This window comes from Bradyrhizobium hipponense, from assembly GCF_008123965.1.
In the GTDB taxonomy this organism is placed as follows: domain Bacteria; phylum Pseudomonadota; class Alphaproteobacteria; order Rhizobiales; family Xanthobacteraceae; genus Bradyrhizobium; species Bradyrhizobium hipponense.
This window is the reverse complement of the sequence record NZ_VSTH01000115.1, coordinates 1-15,537: the sequence shown is the minus strand read 5'-3', so window position 1 is coordinate 15,537 and position 15,537 is coordinate 1. Positions and strand designations below refer to the sequence as shown.

Genomic DNA, 15,537 nt, shown 5'->3' with positions numbered 1-15,537 from the left:
AAGTTCAGGGTGCTGGCGGTGGCGGCGATTGACACGGATTCGGCAAGGGCATCGAGGGCGCCACCCCGTTGGCGTCATTGGCTCGTTCCGTCCGGGGTTCCGAGTTTCCCTTCGTCTATCGCCATGCGTCTTGTTGCCGTCGTGCTCGCGACCGGCGTCCTCGGGCTCGGCCTCATCGGTGGCTTGACGGCGCTACGCCTGCAGCAGCAACTGAGACAGCAGGCTGCGGCCCTGGGCGAACTCTCAGAAGACCAACTCGCTCATCGCCTCGATGGTGAGGCGCAGTTGGCGCGAGCGCGAATTGAGGTCCTGGGCGCGGAAACCGCATCTCGCCTGCGTCAGATCGCTCAGCGCGCCGATGTCGCCAAGGCGGTCGCCTCGAACAACGATGTGACTATCCGCGAGCTGCTCAGCATCGTTGCTTCGACCTCCGGCTTCGAAAGGCTGATCGCCTTCGACGAAACCGGTCGCCTGATCGGCGCCAACACGCCCCTCGACCTCCTCGCGCTGAACCGAGCGCTCGAGGGTACCGCCCTCTCTGTCAATCTCAGCGCTATCCTCAAGGACAATAGCCGCTCGCACCCGCAGGGTGAGGAAGGCACCTATGAGCTCAAATTGCGTGAACTGTCAGCGCTCGGTCTGCCGCAGCGCCACACCATAGCGCACACCGCGATCGAGCCCGTGTTCGACGAGTTCGGCGATCTCATCGGCGCGCTTGCCGCCATCCGACCGCTCGGGCGCACGGAGCGGACTCTCGAGAACTTCACTTCGCTAGCCAATGCCGGCGTCGTCATCATCGCGGGCGACAACGAGATCGTGTCTTCCGCGGGGCCTGAAGGGGTGAGATTCAGCGGCACCAGGACGCGTTTGACCGGGCTGCAGCACTCGGCTGACGGCAACTACGTCGCGCGCTGTGTCGATTACGAGGCCACGCTCAAGGTGTGTACGTTCGCGAGCGCATCGCTCGTGACGACGACACGCGATCAGATGTTCCAGATCGGTGCATCCCATACGCGTTCGCTGATGTGGCAGTTCCTGGCATCCGCGGCGCTGGCGCTCGGTGCCTTGGTCGTCGCGCTATTGGCCGCCGTGAGGCGCCTCACGAAAGGACTTTCAGCGCTCGCCAAGACTGCCCAGGAAATCGCGGGTGGCAATCTCGACGTTCCGTTCCGCGCAACGGGCATCGGCGAGGTCCGCAGCCTCGGCCTCGCATTCGAGCGAATGCTGACGCATTTGCGGGCCAGCACTCGAAGAATTCGTCAGCTCGCTTTCTACGATACGGTGAGCCGCATTCCCAATCGGGAGAAGATGCGCATCGACGCGCCGGCGCTCATCGACGCAGAAGAGGGCGGAGCGCTGTTCTTCCTCGACCTCGATGGCTTCAAATCCATCAACGACACTTTCGGGCACAAGGCCGGCGACGAACTGCTCAGGATGGTTGCCGAGCGCTTGAGCAATTTGCTGGCGTCCAAGGGCGCTCCCGGCAAATGTCTGCTCGCCCGGGTCGGGGGCGACGAGTTCGTCGCCATCATCGCCGGGGTGAAGACCGTCGAGGCCGCAAGCCTCAGTGCCCGCGAGATGATCGAGACGCTGCAGGTTTCCTTCAAGCTGCAGAGCAACCATGCGACCGTCGGCGTCAGCATCGGCATCGCGATCTGTCCCACCCACGGCACAACCTATGACGATCTCCTGATCCGCGCCGACCTTGCGATGTACGCCGCGAAGAGCTCGGGAGGCAATACCTACGCATTCTTCACTCCGGATCTCGCAGAGGTCGCGCGAGCCCGCCATGCGCTCGAAACCGATCTTGCCTTGGCGATCCGCAATGAAGAGCTCGTTGTCCATTACCAGCCCAAGGTGTCCTGCTTGGATGGCCGCATCCTGGGGGTGGAGGCGCTGGCGCGCTGGCATCACCCGAAGGAGGGCAACATTCCTCCTGCGCGCTTCATCAAGATCGCGGAAGAGATCGGCCTCATTATGGAGCTCGACCGCTTCGTGCTCAGGCGCGCGCTCGCCGAAATCGGGGGCCTGATCCGAGCCGGCTCGAACCTCGTGCTCGCCGTAAATGTTGCGGCGACGGAAATCGAGGACCCGCTGTTCATCAGGGATGTCGTCACGACCGTTCGCGAGGCCGACTTCCCGCCGCCACACCTCGAGATCGAGGTCACAGAGTCGGTCGCGATGCGCAATCCAGATGTCGTGCGCGAGAGAATAAGCCTGCTCAGGCAGTTGGGCATACGCTTTGCGATGGACGATTTCGGAGCCGGCTATTCGAATCTTTCGACGATGGCGAGGCTCCCCTTCGACGCCGTGAAGCTCGATCGCACGCTCGTGGCCGGTGTTGCGCAAGACCGCGAAAAGCAGACGATCCTTCGCCTGGCGCTCGGACTTGCGGACGAATTGGGGTTCGAAACGGTCGTAGAAGGCGTCGAAACGGCCGAAGACCTCCGGTTCGCGGCAGAAAACGGCGCGACCATGGCGCAAGGCTATATCTTTTCACCGCCAGTATCGCTCGAAGAGTTCGCCGTCCTGCTCCAGCCGACCCTTTTGGCTTCGGCTGTCGAAGTGGTGCCCAGGCGAGACGGAGCGGAGCGGCAGACTGCGATCCGCTAAGGCGTCCGCTACGACATCAACCTTAGATTCCAATCGAGATCAAATAGGCACCCATCCATACGGGAGCTCTGCAGTAGTTTGCGGCTTTGTACTGAATGGCGGTTAAAATGGCGCGCCACGGTCGATGAAGATGGGCACTACTGTTTCGCCGCGGCGCTATGATGAAGCGGCCCGTCACGCGCTCCAACCGGCAAATCTCGCAATGCCCGCGATTTTTTGCTACGCTTGCAAATTGTCTTCAGCAGGCCACATCTAGGGAGCGCAGCTTCACCGGTCCCGCCATGTCTGACACGGCAGATACCGCTGACGTCATTGTCCGGCCGCCGATCGCGTGGACGCTCGCGGTGCTTGCCGGGCTCATGCTCAATTGGCTTATGCCCCTGTCGTTCTTGCCGGCCGCGGTATCTGCAGGCTGGGTCGGCGCTATAGTGTTTGTCCTTGCGCTGGCGCTGGTCGCGTGGGCGATCTTTACCATGACCCGGGCCGGCTCGAACGTGCCCACCAACCTGCCGACCACGACCATCGTGGAGGCCGGCCCGTACCGCTTCACACGCAATCCCATTTATCTCGGCATGGTGCTGGGGCTCATCGGCCTGGCTATTGCCTTCAACAGCCTCTGGCTGCTGATGACGCTGGCGCCCTTTGCTCTTGTCATCCGCTACGGTGTGATCAGCCGCGAGGAAACCTATCTTGAGCGCAAGTTCGGGGACGTCTATCGCCGCTACCGCGCGCGGGTACGGCGCTGGCTGTAGGGCTTGTCAGCCAAGATAGCGGGAACCCGTGGCTCGCCGTTCCCGATACGCGGAAGGGCATGGGCAAGGGTCGCCGGAAGGCGTATAATTGTATGGTCCTTCGCGCAAATATAATTCAACATCACGTGGAGGTAGCCATGAAATATGTGCTGCTTGGTAATCTGAGCCCGGAGTGGGCAAGCAAGCAATCGGAGCGGACCAGCAAGGCCAAGGCAAAGCTCGACAAGCTGGGCATCAAGATCGAGTCGATTCACTACACGCAGGGCTACTACGATTTCGTCGACATCGTCGATGCCCCGAATCAGGAGGCGATGCTCGCGTTCTCCGTCTGGTACGCGACCCAGGGTCTGGGGCGGATCCAAAGCATGCCCGCCTTCGACGCAAAGAGCTTCGAAACCGCGATCAAGGACGCAGCGGGCTAAGCGCCGGGGGGTGGGTCACAGCTTTCCTTGCCAACCCCCGGGCCACTTCGCTTGCGCGAGGTTGGTGCGGCATTCTTCCCAGTGCTTGGTGCTTTACCCCGGAGCGATCGAAAACTGGCGCGCCACGGCCGATGAAGATGGGCACTATTGCTTCGCCGTGACGCTATGATGGCGCGCTCCGCAGCCCGGCGTAGCCGCCGAGACTACGCCGTTCTCTCCGCGAGCAATCGCTGCATGACCTCGGGGGCACGTTCAAGGGTCAATACCGGAGGCCCGATGAGCGAGACTACAACGAGCCGCGTCCTGGTCATCGGCGGCACAAAGGGCGCCGGGCTCCTGATCGCGCGCCTGCTGAATGAGCGGGGCTTCCGCGTTCGGGTGCTGGCGCGGGATCCGGCGAGAGCCTCAGCCGAACTCGGCACCTCCTTTGAGGTGACCGGCGGGGACCTCACCAAGGCGGACACGCTTGCCCCGGCGGTCGCACAGGTTGATCACATCATCTTCACGGCGGGCGCAGCGAGCGGGCGCTACGCGCCTGAAAGTCTGGTGAAGGCGACCGATTATCAGGGCGTGGCGGACACGCTCGCCGCTGCGCGGCAAGCCAGGCTTTCGGGCCGCTTCGTCTATCTCAACTCGATCGGCATCGCGACGCCTTCCCTGGCAGGCGCCCTGCTCAACCTCCTCAAGAGGAACACGCTCGTCTGGCGCCGGCGCATTGAAGAAGACATTCGTACCAGCGGCCTGGACTATACGATCATACGCGTGGGCTTCCTCCTCGACCGCCCCGGCGGCGAGCATGCCGTCATTGTGGATCAGGATGCCCTCCCGCTGTCGCCTCGCCACCGGATTGCCCGCGCCGATGTCGCGGAGGCGTTCGTCGAAGCGATGCAGCATCCCAGCGCGTCGCGGGTGACGTTCGAAATCGTGTGGGGCAAGGGCCCGCGGCGGGAGAGCTGGAGCGCCTTGTTCGAGAAGCTCACACCCGATCAGAGATCGCCAGCTGCTGTATAGAAGGGATCGCCGCATCGAGCGTAGAATCGGCGACCGCTGGCGTTCGCACTTCTAGCGAAATGGCGCGCCACGGAACAAGGCGACCGACGCCCGACATTCGCTTTGAAAATTCAGCAGAAACCGGCGTAGCTGCGTCCGCGTTTGCACCACCGCTTGTGACCACCATCAAGCCGCACGGCGAGAGAGCTGTCTATTGCGCTCTGGCCGCACGCAGCAACACGAAGATGTGCGATGCCGCGATAATCAGAGAGAACAGCAGCAGTCCTACTTCGGCACTGTGGACCTTATCGGGCGTGTACGTCATTGCGGTCCAAATCAGCAAGCGCACCGCAAGTGCCAGTATCACCAATCCCCAAAGACCCAGCCGTTTCGGCGCGTACCAAGTAGGATTGCCATCAAAGCCCCATTGCATTGCAATCCGCCCGGCCCTGATACGCGGACCTAAGAGCAGACTGGCGCCCGTCATTACCGCGATTGCCGTCCAAAACGCATAGTCGGCCGTCATCAAGCTCGCCTCCGCACGAATGATTTTCGCCTCAACCGCAAGTCACACTAGCTCACTTCGTCAACCGCGAACACCTCCTCAGCAACCAAGAAATCGGCCGCACTGTACCGATGGGGTGCGTTGCGCGCGGCGGGCTGTGACCTGATCCGCTCCGAGAAGCGCAGCGGCACCACCACAGCGGGAAGGGAGGAGTTGCGCACCGCGCTCGACTTCCTTCGATCTGGCGATGTGCTGATGGTGACGCGCATTGACCGGCTCGCACGCAGCATCGGTGATCTTCAGGACATCGTGCGCACCGTCAGAGCCCGTGGCGCGTCCCTGAGGGCGACAGAGCAACCGATCGATACCAGCACAGCGGCCGGAAAATGCTTCCTCGACATGCTCGGTGTCTTCGCTGAGTTTGAGACCAACCTGCGAAGGGAGCGGCAGCTTGAGGGTATTGCGGAAGCCAAGGCACGCGGGGTGTACCAAGGTCGCAAGGCGTCCATCGACCCCGCCAAAGTGAAGGCGCTCAAGGCTGAAGGCATGGGCGCGTCAGCCATCGCAAAGACTCTCAAGATTGGCCGCGCGTCGGTCTACCGTGCGCTCGAAGGCTGAGAGGATGGACAAGCACGCTCCTCAGCTTTCTGGCAGCGCTCGCATTGCGTCTCCGCCATCAGCGGCGCTAATCGGAACCGTGGTCTCGTGCTCGTACAAGTTTTGTGGTATTGTGCGTTGTTCGTTCGTCCTCAGTTTCTTTTAGGGGGCAACTATGTTTCGCATGATTGCATTAGCGGTTCTGCTGCTCGGCCCGGTCGGATCAAACGCTTTAGCGCAAAACTGCGCACAACTTCCTGAGGGACCGGCGCGGCTCGATTGTGCCATGAAAAATCCCGCCTTTGCTGCCAAGCGCCAGCGTTGCGAGGATGAGGGTCGAAAGATGGGACTCTCAAATCAAAGGGGCGGAAGCGCTGGCGGACTACGTCCGTATATTGCCGCGTGCTTGAAACGATGATCGAAAGAGCGCCACTCAGGTGCTGCGAATGGGTCCCATATGGCCAACCGGGCCCCTTTTGGCCGTGCCCCCGGCCCCCGACTTCAAATGGTTCGGCTTCAAGGGCAGGCCACCGCCAGACTTACAAGCGCGACCGCTGCCCGCAGTCCCTTCGGCTTCGCAGGCACAGTTTTACGCGTAATACGTATAACGCGTAATACGTATTGTGTCGGTCTTTGATGACACCCATCAGGACACGCATTTTGACCACCGCTTCACACCACCGAGCGGCAGCTAAGCGCTTGTAATCGCGTTAGTTCTGGATTTTTCATTAGGAACTCGTGCGACTGGCGCGCCCGGAACGATTCGAACGTCCGACCCTCAGATTCGTAGTCTGATGCTCTATCCAGCTGAGCTACGGGCGCGTGTTTCGCGAACGGCGATGCGGGGCTAGCCCGCACGCAGCCTCCAGACAGCGCCGGAGGGGTGCGAAAGAGGGCTCTGACTAACCGCTCTTGCCGGCGTTGGCAAGGTCCGGGATAGAGAGATTTTGCACGGAAATGACAGTTTCCCGGGTCGGCCGCTGGCCGACTACGCCCGCGCCCGCTCGTTGCGGATCGAGAGTAGCTCCACCGGGCGGTCGGGGATGACGATCCGGAAGGTGGCGCCGAGGGTGCCTTCGACCAGATGGATGTCGCCGCCATGGGCGCGGACGAGCTCGGCGGCGATGGCGAGACCTAGGCCGCTGCCGCCAGGGCGGCCGGAGGTCTGGAACGCCTCGAACAGGTGCTCCCGGGTCTTCTGGGGCACGCCGGGGCCGGTGTCGGAGACCTCCAGAATGGCGACGGCGCCTTCGCGCTTGCCCGTGATCCGGATCTGCCGCACGCCGCCGTCGCCGCCGCCGCCGGACGAATGGCTTTCCAGCGCCTGGGCGGCGTTGCGAACGAGGTTGAGCAGCACCCGGAACAGCTGGTCCGGATCGGCATCGATCGTGAGCCCGCGCTCGATTGCGGCAACCCAGGCGATCGAAGCCTCGTTGGCGAGGCCCGCGGTCTCGCGCACCTCCATGACGACGGGCTCGATCAGCATGATGCGGCGGTCGGGCGCGGCTTCCTGGGCGCGGCCGTAGGACAGCGTCGACTGGCAGAAGGCGATGGCGCGCTCGAGCGAGCGCACCAGCTTCGGTGCAAAACGCTGCACCCGCGGATCGGGCACGCTGGCAAGCTGATCCGACAACAGCTGCGCCGAGGCCAGCAGGTTGCGCAGATCATGGTTGATCTTGGACACGGCAAGGCCGAGCGCCGCGAGCCGGCTCTTCTGATTCAGCATCGACATCAAATCGCGCTGCATGTCGGACAATTCGCGCTCGGCGACCCCGATCTCGTCGCTGCGCTGGCTCGGCACGATGATTCGCGCCGAGCTTTCGGGGTTTTCATGGAAGCCGATCAGGCTCGCGGTCAGCCGCCGCATCGGCCGCACGAACAGATAATGCAGCGCAAGATAGACGAGGCCCGCGGTCAGAGCCGCGATGATCAGCGCGACCACCACGACGTTGCGGGAGAAGCGATACATGGCCTGCCGCAGCGGCAGCTCGTCGGTGACGATCTCGATGAACTGGGCGTTGCCGACGCCGGGGCCGACGATGCGGATCGCCCGGTTGCCGGTCTCCAGCATCATCTGGAACGAGCCGGTGATCGCCTCCCACGCCGTCATGTCGCGCAGGTCGATGTCGTGCCCGATCGCGGACGGCAAATTGTCGCTGGCAAGCAGCCGGCGCTGCTGGCCCATCTTGATCGCGACCGCGCGGGCATTGATGCTTTTCAGGATCTGCCGCGACAGCGAATCGGGAACCATGCCGAGCGGGGCGGCATCGAGCACCAGCGCCGCCGTGTTGGCCGCCGCCACGCGGTCGTTCAGCCGGTTGACCCAGAAGTTGGCGATCGCAGGCACGTAGAGCAGGACGGCCGCGATCATCACCAGGGGGATGGTCAGCAGCAGCAGCTTGCCGGACAGACCGAGCCCGCGCGGCCCGCGCAGCCGCGTCACCGGCTGGTCCGCCTGGTCTGGCTGATCCGAAACGCGATCCAGATCCTGGGTCCGCTGGAGGTCTGTCGCTACCACGAAGTTCGCCCCTGCTGGCCTTGGCTGAGGAAGCATGCGACCCGCCCGGGGGGCCGGTCAAATTACGGATCGCTAATCTCCCGAGGTCTGATGTAAGCGTGATTATCGCGAGTCGCTACCTCAAGGGGTAAACCCCGGCGAAACAGTGATATTCAAGCGACATGCCCGTCGGATTCACGTCGTATTCTTCTTGACCTGCGCGGTCCTGCGGCGTTGACGAGAAGGGGACGGTCCCTTATAAGCCGCGCAAATTGTCCGCGATGACCCGGCGTGAAGCTGGGAGCGGCTCTCTTAGGGCCGGAAAAGGGCCCATTTTGGGCCGCATCTTCCGGACTTTATCATCAATTCTACAGGCAAATTGCCCGGTCAGCGGAGAGAAACCCGTGAAGCGGACTTATCAACCCAGCAAATTGGTGCGCAAGCGCCGTCACGGCTTCCGTGCCCGCCTCGCCACGACCGGCGGTCGCAAGGTTCTCGCCGCCCGCCGCGCCCGCGGCCGCAAGCGCTTGAGCGCCTGAGCCTGACCCTTTTGGGATTTCATCATGGATCGGCTGAGGCAGCGGGCGGATTTCCTCGCCGTTGCCAATGGCGCGCGGGTGAATAGCCCCGCGTTCGTCCTGCAAAGCCGTGGCCGCGACGACAGCGGCCCGATCCGGATCGGCTTCACCGTTACCAAAAAGAACGGCAACGCCCCCCAGCGCAATCGCATCCGGCGCCGGCTTCGCGAACTGGTGAAGCGGCTCGATCCGGTATCGATGCAGCCCCATCATGATTATGTGCTGGTCGGCCGAAGGGACGCGCTCACGCGCGACTTCGCCACCATGCTCGACGATCTGCGCATAGCGTTTACACGGCCCGCGCGGCATACGGCCAAGGGGCGCGGCCAGCGGCCGGGCCCCGCGACAAGCCGCAAACCGGATTGATGACGAGAGAATGATGACCGACAACCGCAATACCATCCTCGCCGTCATCCTGTCGGGTCTGGTCCTGATTGCCTGGCAGTATTTCTACAACATGCCGGCGATGGAGAAGCAGCGCGCCCAGCAGCAGACCCAGGCCGAGCTTCAGAAGACCACGCCGCAGCCGACGGCCTCCGCGACGCCGGGCGCCACGCCGCAGGCCGGCGGCGCAGCCCAGCCGTCAACGCCGGGCGCGAGCCAGCAAGCCCAGCCGGTCGTCGCCCGCAACATCGCGGTTGCATCCAGCCCGCGCGTGAAGATCGACACGCCGCGGCTTTCGGGCAGCGTCTCGCTCAAGGGTGGCCGCATCGACGACCTCGCGCTGGTGCAATACCGCGAAACGGTCGACCCCAAGTCGCCGCCGATCATCCTCTATTCGCCTTCAGGCACCGCAGAGCCCTATTACGCCGAGTTCGGCTGGGTGCCGGCGACGGGCGTGACGGCCAAGCTGCCGGACGCGCAGACCATCTGGCAGCAGGACGGCAGCGGCAGCCTGACGCCATCGACGCCGGCGGTGCTGAAGTGGGACAATGGCGAGGGGCTCACCTTCCGCCGCACCATCTCGGTCGACGACCACTATCTCTTCACCGTCAAGGACGAGGTGACCAATGTCGGCAACGCGCCGGTCACGCTCTATCCGTTCGCGCTGATCTCGCGCCACGGCACCCCGGAGGTCTCGGGCTACTACATCCTGCATGAAGGCCTGATCGGCTATCTCGATGGCTTGCAGGAATACGCCTACAAGAAGATCGACGAAGCCAGGCAGCTGAACTTCAAGGCCACCAATGGCTGGCTCGGCATCACCGACAAGTACTGGGCCTCGGCGCTGCTGCCGGATACCAGCGCTCCGCTTCAGGCGCGCTTCTCGTCGAACCCGGTCGGCAACGTCCACACCTACCAGACCGACTATCTGCTGGATCCCGTCACCGTCGCGATCGGCGGCACCGCGAACGCGAACGCGCGATTGTTCGCCGGCGCCAAGGAAGCCGGCGTCGTCGGCGTGTTCCCGCTCGCAGGCCTCGGCGGCTACAACAAAGAGCTCGGCCTCAACCATTTCGATCTGCTGATCGACTGGGGCTGGTTCTACTTCATCACCAAGCCGATGTTCCTCGGCCTCGACTTCTTCTATCGCTTCTTCGGCAATTTCGGCGTCTCGATCCTGCTCGTGACCGTGATCGTGAAGCTCTTGTTCTTCCCGCTGGCGAACAAGTCCTACGCCTCGATGGCGAAGATGAAGTCGGTCCAGCCGCAGCTTCAGGCGCTGAAGGAGCGCTATCCCGACGACAAGGTGAAGCAGCAGCAGGAGATGATGGAGATCTACCGCAAGGAGAAGATCAATCCGGTCGCCGGCTGTCTTCCCGTGGTGATCCAGATCCCGGTGTTCTTCTCGCTCTACAAGGTGCTGTTCGTCACCATCGAGATGCGGCACGCGCCGTTCTTCGGCTGGATCAAGGACCTCTCCGCGCCCGATCCGACCAACCTGTTCACCCTGTTCGGGCTGATCCCGTTCGATCCGACCACGATCCCGCTGTTCGGCCATTACCTCGCACTCGGCATCTGGCCGATCATCATGGGCATCACAATGTGGTTCCAGATGAAGCTGAACCCGACGCCGCCGGATCCGACGCAGCAGCTCATCTTCAACTGGATGCCGCTGATCTTCACCTTTATGCTGGCCGGTTTCCCGGCGGGTCTCGTGATCTATTGGGCCTGGAACAACACGCTCTCGGTGCTCCAGCAGAGCTTCATCATGCGCCGCAACGGCGTGAAGGTGGAGCTGTTCGACAATCTCAAGGCGACGTTCGCGAAGAAGGCGACGTAGCGATCGTCATTGCGAGGAGCGAAGCGACGAAGCAATCCAGACTGTTTCCACCGAGACATTCTGGATTGCTTCGCTTCGCTCGCAATGACGTGTGGAAACAGCGAGCCTTCGCATGACCGACGACAAAGATGCGAAGCTGATCGAAACCGGGCGAAAGCTGTTCGCCCGCGACTGGCAGTTCATCTGGGCCTCGCCCTCGATCGAAACCCTGCCGCCGATGGCGGGGCTGGAGATCGCTTTTGCCGGACGCTCCAATGTCGGCAAGTCGAGCCTGATCAACGCGCTCACGGGGCGCAACGCGCTCGCGCGCACCTCGCATACGCCGGGCCGCACCCAGGAGCTGATCTTCTTCGAGGTCCCGGGCAAGGCCGACCTGCGGCTCGTCGACATGCCCGGCTATGGCTACGCCAAGGCGCCCAAGTCCCAGGTCGCGTCCTGGACCGACCTGATCCACAAATTCCTGCAGGGGCGCGCCAGCCTCGCGCGGGTCTACGTGCTGATCGACGCGCGGCACGGGCTGAAGGACGTCGATCATGAAATCCTGGGGACGCTCGACCGCTCCGCCGTCAGCTACCAGATCGTGCTGACCAAGGCCGACCAGGTGAAGGCCTCCGAGCTGCAATCGCGCATCGCCGAGACTGGCGCTGCGCTCGCCAAGCATGCCGCCGCCTTTCCGGATGTGCTGACGACCTCGTCGCGCTCCGGAGCCGGAATGGCCGAGCTGCGCGCCGCGATGGCGCAGCTGCTAGAAGAGCGCAGCTCTTGATGGCTGCTTTCCGCCTGCTGATCGCCCTCGCCGGATTGATGGGCGCCGCCGGCGTCGCGCTGGCAGCCGCGTCCGCACATGGCGGCGATGCGAGCCGGCTTGCCTCCGCGAGCGCGATGCTGCTGTTTCATGCAACTGCCATACTTGCGACGGTCGCGCTGATCGAACGCGGACTTCTGCACGGCGGAATTGGCCTTGTCGCCGCCTTCGGCCTCGCGATCGGCGCCGCGCTGTTCGCGAGCGATGTCACCTTGCGGCAATATGCGGGACATGGGCTGTTTCCGTATGCGGCACCGACGGGTGGAACGACGATGATCGCGAGCTGGCTGGCGGTGACGCTGGCGGCGGTGGTGCGGCACAAATAGCGCCTTCTTTCTTCCTTCTCCCCTTGGGAGAAGGTGGCGCGCAGCGCCGGATGAGGGGTTCTCTCCGCGATCACCTCCGCGAGAGGATCACTCGCGGATAGAACCCCTCACCCGCCGAGCTTCGCTCGGCACCCTCTCCCACAAGGGGAGAGGGGAAGAAGCGACACTTTGCGCCTCGCCCGGCAATCGGATAGAACGCGGCCCGACAGTCCCGCCAGCGAGATCCGCCTCATGACCGACATCTCACCGCTCGACCAGGCCCGCATCCTGTCCGAAGCGCTGCCGCATATGCAGCAGTATGACGAAGAAACCATCGTCATCAAATATGGCGGCCATGCCATGGGCGACGAGGAGACCGCGAAGAACTTTGCCCGCGACATCGTGCTGCTCGAGCAGACCGCGATCAATCCTGTGGTGGTGCACGGCGGCGGGCCGCAGATCGCGACCATGCTCAAGCGCCTCGGCATCGTCTCGGAATTCGCGGCCGGCCTGCGCATCACCGATGCCGCCACTATCGAGATCGTCGAGATGGTGCTCGCCGGCTCCATCAACAAGTCGCTGGTCGGCTACATCAACGAGGCCGGCGGCAAGGCGGTCGGCCTCTGCGGCAAGGACGGCAACATGGTCACCGCGACCAAGGCGACGCGCACCATGGTCGATCCGGATTCGCATATCGAGAAAGTGGTCGATCTCGGCTTCGTCGGCGAACCCGAGAAGGTCGATCTCACTTTGCTCAACCAGCTGATCGGCTATGAGCTGATCCCGGTGCTCGCACCGCTCGCGACGTCGAAGACCGGACAGACCTTCAACGTCAACGCCGACACCTTTGCCGGCGCTGTGGCCGGCGCGCTGAAGGCCAAGCGACTCTTGCTGCTCACAGACGTGCCGGGCGTGCTCGACAAGTCGAAGAAGCTGATCCCGCAACTGTCAGTCAAGGACGCGCGAAAACTGATCGCCGACGGCACCATTTCGGGCGGCATGATCCCGAAGGTCGAGACCTGCATCTACGCGCTCGAACAGGGCGTGCAGGGCGTCGTCATCATCGACGGCAAGATGCAGCACGCGGTGCTGCTCGAGCTCTTCACCAACCAGGGCACGGGGACGCTGATCCACAAGTGATGCGCTTGGCCTCCAGAAGCAAGAACGTCATGCCCGGGCTTGTCCCGGGCATTCACGGCCTTTCTTCGCCGAGCCGGAACGTGGATGGCCGGGACAAGCCCGGCCATGACGAGCTGAGGGGTCGACGAACTCATCGCTCAGCGTTCACACGTTTCCTGATGACGCTGCCCGCAGCAGTCGTCTCGTTGTTCTTGTCCTGCGCCCCTGCCCTTGCCGACCTGAAAATCTGCAACCGCATGTCCTACGTCGTGGAGGCCGCGATTGGCATCGACGACAAGGCGGCGACCGCGACACGCGGCTGGTTCAGGATCGATCCCGCCACCTGCCGCGTGGTGGTGCAGGGCACGCTTTCGGCCGACCGCATCCTGCTCAACGCCCGCGCGCTCGGCGTTTACGGTGCTTCCCCGATCCCGCAGAACGGCAGCGACATGCTGTGCGTGGCGCAGGACAATTTCGTCATCGCCGCGGCGCGCCAGTGCCGCAGCGGCCAGACCCAGGCCGCTTTCACCCAGATCACGCCAAGCCGGGGCGACGACGGCAACTTTACCGCCTATCTCGCCGAGGATTCCGAATATGACGACGAGCAGGCACGGCTCGCCGGCATCCAGCGGCTGCTGCTGATCGCCGGCTATGACGCGGCGCCGATCGACGGCGTCGACGGGCCGAAGACGCAGGCAGCCCTTGCCGCCTTCCTGAAGAGCCGCGGGCTGCCGTCCGACACCGTGTCCTCGCCGAACTTGTTCAAGACCATGGTCGAGGCGGTGCAGACGCCGTCGCCGAGCGGCCTGACCTGGTGCAACGACACGCCGCACAAGGTGATGGCGGCCGTCGCCACCGACGACGGCAAGTCGGTGACGAGCCGCGGCTGGTATCGCATCGACCCCAGGACGTGCCTGCATCCCGACGTCACCGGCCAGCCCAGGCAGATCTTCAGCTTCGCGGAAGCCATCGACGCCGACAACCGCGCCGTCAAGCTGAAGGATCGGCCGCTGAACTGGGGCGGCGACAAGCAGCTCTGCACCCGCGAGACCAAGTTCGAGACCAACGAGCAGACCGATTGCCCCGCGCGCGGCTTTGTGGCGACCGGCTTTGGCGCGGTCGACATGAGCAGCGGCGGCAAGACGCTGCGCTTTGCGATGCCGTGATGTGATGGTGCCACATTCTCCGCCGTCGTCCTGGCGAAAGCCAGGATCCATTACCCCGGCATTGTGTTTGGCGAAGAACGACAACCACAGTGCCCCGCTGATGGGCCGCGGAGTATGGGTCCTGGCTTTCGCCAGGACGACGATTGAGAGCGGAGCGGCAGCGCCGCTCAACAGGTAGAGAATCGCAATGAACCCACCCCGCGCCTTCACTCACATCGACACTTGGGTGTTCGACCTCGACAACACGCTCTATCCGCATCACGTCAATCTGTGGCAGCAGGTCGATGCGCGGATCGGGGAGTTCGTCTGCAACTGGCTCAACGTGACGCCGGAGGAAGCGCGAAAGATCCAGAAGGATTATTATCTGCGCTTCGGCACCACCATGCGCGGCATGATGAGCCTGCACGGCGTGCGCGCCGACGACTACCTCGCCTATGTGCACAAGATCGATCATTCACCGCTGGAGCCGAACCCCGCGCTCGGTGCAGCCATCGCAAAGCTGCCGGGGCGCAAGCTGATCCTGACCAACGGTTCGGCCAGCCATGTCGATGCGGTGCTGGCGCGGCTCGGTCTCGCCACGCATTTCGACGGCGTGTTCGACATCATCGCGGCGGAGTTCGAGCCGAAGCCGGCGCCGCAAACGTACCGGAAATTTCTCAGGCAGCATGCGGTCGATCCGACCTGCGCCGCGATGTTCGAGGACCTCGCCCGCAACCTCACCGTCCCGCACGAGCTCGGCATGACCACGGTGCTGGTGGTGCCCGATGGCACCAAGGAGGTCGTGCGCGAGGACTGGGAACTGGAGGGCCGCGATGCCGCCCATGTCGACCACGTCACGGATGACCTGACGGGGTTTTTGGGCGAGCTGTCGCGTTGAGGCCGTAGCCCGGATGGAGCGCAAGCGAAATCCGGGAGCGCGCCGCCGGAGAGACTTTCCCGGATTACGCTTTCGCTCCATCCGGGC

At 63.5% G+C, this 15,537-nt stretch carries 14 protein-coding genes, 1 tRNA gene and 1 pseudogene; 13 read left to right on the top strand and 3 right to left on the bottom strand.

Annotated elements, in window-relative coordinates; all coding sequences use genetic code 11:
• Positions 1-123 precede the first annotated feature (123 nt).
• The 4 genes from FXV83_RS30220 (at position 124) to FXV83_RS30205 (ending at position 4,798) form a co-directional block, all read left to right on the top strand.
• Positions 124-2,613, top strand: coding sequence for a bifunctional diguanylate cyclase/phosphodiesterase (locus tag FXV83_RS30220; RefSeq protein WP_235940318.1), 2,490 nt, complete (start codon positions 124-126; stop codon positions 2,611-2,613).
• 281 nt (positions 2,614-2,894) lie between these two features.
• Positions 2,895-3,365 carry a methyltransferase family protein gene (locus FXV83_RS30215; RefSeq protein ID WP_148743238.1) on the top strand — a complete coding sequence of 157 codons (471 nt, stop codon included), beginning with the start codon at positions 2,895-2,897 and terminating at the stop codon, positions 3,363-3,365.
• Positions 3,366-3,502: 137 nt separating this feature from the next.
• Positions 3,503-3,787, top strand: a complete 285-nt coding sequence (locus tag FXV83_RS30210) for a GYD domain-containing protein (RefSeq protein ID WP_148743237.1) — start codon at positions 3,503-3,505, stop codon at positions 3,785-3,787.
• 234 nt (positions 3,788-4,021) lie between these two features.
• Positions 4,022-4,798 (top strand): SDR family oxidoreductase, encoded by a 777-nt coding sequence (locus FXV83_RS30205; protein WP_187436266.1) that lies wholly within the window; start codon positions 4,022-4,024, stop codon positions 4,796-4,798.
• Positions 4,799-4,988: 190 nt separating this feature from the next.
• Here the strand turns inward: FXV83_RS30205 and FXV83_RS30200 are convergent, their stop codons facing one another.
• Positions 4,989-5,303: a DUF1648 domain-containing protein gene (locus FXV83_RS30200; RefSeq protein WP_148743235.1), complete on the bottom strand. Its 315-nt coding sequence runs from the start codon at positions 5,301-5,303 to the stop codon at positions 4,989-4,991.
• 78 nt (positions 5,304-5,381) lie between these two features.
• Here FXV83_RS30200 and FXV83_RS30195 point away from each other — a divergent pair.
• A pseudogene (locus tag FXV83_RS30195) lies at positions 5,382-5,900 on the top strand (recombinase family protein); the annotation flags it as partial.
• Positions 5,901-6,624: 724 nt separating this feature from the next.
• Here the strand turns inward: FXV83_RS30195 and FXV83_RS30190 are convergent.
• Positions 6,625-6,701 (bottom strand) — tRNA-Arg (locus FXV83_RS30190).
• A 166-nt stretch (positions 6,702-6,867) separates the two neighbouring features.
• A complete protein-coding gene (locus FXV83_RS30185; protein WP_430648956.1) occupies positions 6,868-8,397 on the bottom strand; it encodes an ATP-binding protein in 1,530 nt (509 codons plus the stop codon).
• A 383-nt stretch (positions 8,398-8,780) separates the two neighbouring features.
• Between FXV83_RS30185 and rpmH the strand changes: the two genes are divergently transcribed.
• From rpmH to FXV83_RS30145, 8 genes are all read left to right on the top strand, one after another.
• Positions 8,781-8,915 carry a 50S ribosomal protein L34 gene (gene rpmH / locus FXV83_RS30180; RefSeq protein ID WP_006609582.1) on the top strand — a complete coding sequence of 45 codons (135 nt, stop codon included), beginning with the start codon at positions 8,781-8,783 and terminating at the stop codon, positions 8,913-8,915.
• Between the two features lie 24 nt (positions 8,916-8,939).
• Positions 8,940-9,320: a ribonuclease P protein component gene (gene rnpA / locus FXV83_RS30175; RefSeq protein WP_148743233.1), complete on the top strand. Its 381-nt coding sequence runs from the start codon at positions 8,940-8,942 to the stop codon at positions 9,318-9,320.
• Between the two features lie 13 nt (positions 9,321-9,333).
• A complete protein-coding gene (yidC, locus tag FXV83_RS30170; protein ID WP_187436265.1) occupies positions 9,334-11,178 on the top strand; it encodes a membrane protein insertase YidC in 1,845 nt (614 codons plus the stop codon).
• A 112-nt stretch (positions 11,179-11,290) separates the two neighbouring features.
• A complete protein-coding gene (yihA, locus tag FXV83_RS30165; RefSeq protein WP_148743231.1) occupies positions 11,291-11,944 on the top strand; it encodes a ribosome biogenesis GTP-binding protein YihA/YsxC in 654 nt (217 codons plus the stop codon).
• On the top strand, positions 11,944-12,309 hold the full coding sequence (locus FXV83_RS30160) for a DUF423 domain-containing protein (RefSeq protein WP_187436264.1): 366 nt from the start codon (positions 11,944-11,946) through the stop codon (positions 12,307-12,309). Before yihA ends, FXV83_RS30160 begins: the two co-directional genes overlap by 1 nt.
• Before the next feature lie 231 nt (positions 12,310-12,540).
• The gene (gene argB, locus FXV83_RS30155) at positions 12,541-13,428 is read left to right on the top strand and encodes an acetylglutamate kinase (RefSeq protein ID WP_148743229.1); all 888 of its coding nucleotides are present in this window, start codon (positions 12,541-12,543) and stop codon (positions 13,426-13,428) included.
• A 158-nt stretch (positions 13,429-13,586) separates the two neighbouring features.
• The gene (locus FXV83_RS30150; protein ID WP_148743228.1) at positions 13,587-14,573 is read left to right on the top strand and encodes a DUF1036 domain-containing protein; all 987 of its coding nucleotides are present in this window, start codon (positions 13,587-13,589) and stop codon (positions 14,571-14,573) included.
• A 187-nt stretch (positions 14,574-14,760) separates the two neighbouring features.
• Entirely contained in the window at positions 14,761-15,450 is a 690-nt protein-coding gene (locus FXV83_RS30145) for a pyrimidine 5'-nucleotidase (protein WP_148743227.1), read from the top strand.
• The last annotated feature ends 87 nt before the right edge of the window (positions 15,451-15,537 follow it).